At 60.5% G+C, this 1,454-nt stretch carries 2 protein-coding genes; both read left to right on the top strand.

Features of this window, described 5'->3' with window-relative positions; translation table 11 throughout:
* The coding region (locus tag AC1DWI_RS22975; protein WP_477725888.1) for an FAD-dependent oxidoreductase at positions 1–634 on the top strand (634 nt) is incomplete at its 5' end.
* A 19-nt stretch (positions 635–653) separates the two neighbouring features.
* On the top strand, positions 654–1,454 hold an 801-nt coding region (gene zapE, locus AC1DWI_RS22970; protein ID WP_477725887.1), incomplete at its 3' end, for a cell division protein ZapE.

Here is a 1,454-nt window from a genome sequence, read left to right as displayed (position 1 = left end):
GGGTGAAGCCCAGACCCTGGAAGTGGACAAGCTCATCATCTCCATTGGCCGGGTAGCCAACACCCAGGGCCTGAACCCCGAAGCCGTTGGCCTGAAACTCGACGAGCGCGGCGCCGTGGTGGTGGATGATGAATGCAAGACCAGCCTGCCTAATGTCTGGGCTATCGGCGACGTGGTGCGCGGCCCCATGCTGGCGCACAAGGCCGAGGAAGAGGGCGTTGCGGTTGCCGAGCGTATTGCCGGGCAGCATGGTCACGTCAACTTCAACACGATTCCCTGGGTGATCTACACCAACCCTGAAATCGCCTGGGTGGGGCAGACCGAAGAGCAGCTCAAGGCTGCCGGCCGGGCGTACAAGGCGGGGACTTTCCCGTTTATGGCCAACGGCCGCGCACGCGCGCTGGGTGACACGACTGGGATGGTGAAGATGCTGGCCGATGCCGCGACGGATGAAATTCTCGGCGTGCACATCGTCGGTCCGATGGCCAGCGAACTGATCGCCGAATGCGTGGTGGCCATGGAATTCCGGGCCAGCAGTGAAGACATTGCCCGCATCTGCCATGCCCATCCGTCCCTGAGCGAAGCGACCAAGGAAGCCGCGCTGGCAGTCGACAAGCGCACCTTGAACTTCTGAGCACGCAGGCAAGRAGTCGGTGAATCAACCGGTGCGCTCGGCGTACGACGCCGAACTTGCGGCGCGGGGCTATCAAAGCGATCCTGCCCAGTTGCGGGCAGTCGAAGCGCTTGAACGTTGCGCCTCTGAGTGGGCGGCGTTCAAGGAGCAGCGCTCCAATGCCATCAAGAAGCTGATAAACCGGCCTGATATCCCTCGTGGTGTGTACATGCACGGAGGCGTTGGCAGGGGGAAAAGTTTCTTGATGGACTGCTTTTTCGGGGCTGTCCCGCTCAGGCGCAAGGTGCGGCTGCACTTTCACGAGTTCATGCGCGAGGTGCACCGGGAGTTGCAGGACCTTCAGGGTACGGCGAATCCGCTGGATGAGCTGGGCCGGCGCATTGCGAAGCGATACCGGCTCATCTGCTTTGACGAGTTTCATGTGGCGGACATCACCGACGCGATGATTCTTCATCGTCTGTTGTCGGCGCTGTTTGACAATGGAGTCGGCTTTGTCACAACTTCCAACTTTCAGCCGGACGAGCTGTATCCGAATGGCATGCATCGCGACCGTGTTCTCCCGGCCATTGAACTCCTGAAGGCCAAGCTGGAGGTCATCAGTGTTGACAACGGGACGGACTACCGCGGGCGCACGTTAGCCCAGGCGWAGCTCTATCACACCCCGCTAGGCCTTCAGGCCGATGCTGAAATGACTGAAACTTTTAATGCGCTGGCAGAGTCTCAGGATGAGAACCCGGTATTGCAGATTGAGTCCAGGCAAATCCAGGCCAGGCGCAAGGCGGGGGGAGTCGTCTGGTTTGACTTCAAGACGCTGTGCGGT

The sequence above is a fragment of the Polaromonas sp. P3_C2 genome, assembly GCF_056402675.1.
This window is presented reverse-complemented; position numbering and strand designations above follow the sequence as displayed.